The organism is Psychrobacter sp. FME6 (assembly GCF_014861365.1).
Lineage (GTDB): Bacteria > Pseudomonadota > Gammaproteobacteria > Pseudomonadales > Moraxellaceae > Psychrobacter.
This window is the reverse complement of sequence record NZ_RRYW01000221.1, coordinates 1-843: the sequence shown is the minus strand read 5'-3', so window position 1 is coordinate 843 and position 843 is coordinate 1. Positions and strand designations below refer to the sequence as shown.

The 843-nt window shown below is 43.1% G+C and carries 1 protein-coding gene; it reads left to right on the top strand.

Annotation, left to right across the window (positions count from 1 at the left end):
• The first annotated feature begins 67 nt into the window (after positions 1 to 67).
• Positions 68 to 826 carry an IS5 family transposase gene (locus EI162_RS14335; RefSeq protein ID WP_101767593.1) on the top strand — a complete coding sequence of 253 codons (759 nt, stop codon included), beginning with the start codon at positions 68 to 70 and terminating at the stop codon, positions 824 to 826.
• Positions 827 to 843 lie beyond the last annotated feature (17 nt).

Genomic DNA, 843 nt, shown 5'->3' with positions numbered 1-843 from the left:
ATAGTTGAAAAAAATAAGCAACGCCTTACACTCTTGTTTACCACAACAAAGAGAAAAGGCGTTACTTATGGCTCGTACCATGCTCACTGATGAACAATGGCAAAAGCTGTCTGATATATTGCGACAAATTAACATATATAACAAGCCCAATCTAAGGCGAACAGTCGAAGCGATGTTGTACCGCATACGTATTGGCTGTCCATGGCGCGACTTACCAACCTGCTTTGGCAAGTGGTCTACCGTATATCATCAATACCGCTATTGGCGTAAAACGGGTAAATGGCAACAACTGATGTCCATAATGACAGCAGACTACGATAGTGAATGGTTATTTATAGATGGTAGCGTGGTAAAAGCACATCAGCACAGTACAGGCGCTGCCAGTTGTCGTGATGAAGCCATCGGCACCAGCGTTGCTGGCAATAGCAGCAAGTTACATCTCATGGTTGATGCTTGTGGTAACCCTGTTCATGTGGCGCTGACAGGAGGCCAAGTACATGATTCTAAAATGGCCAACGCTTTAATTAAAAGTACCATCAAAAAAGAGACTAAGGCTGTTGTAGCAGACAGAGGCTATGATAGTAGCGACATAAGAGATTGTATCTTTGAACATTGTGCTGAGTCAGTAATACCCGTTAAGTCCAACTCTAAAAGCAATAACGATACGCTAGATTGGTACTTATATCGTTGTCGCCATTTAGTAGAAAACGCCTTTGCTAGGTTAAAACACTTCAGAGGCATTGCTACACGCTATGATAAGCTTAAAGCCAGCTATGAGGCTGCCGTAATTCTCGCTTGTGTCTTTATCTGGCTGCCGCTGATTTGAATTCTATACAGCCCCTA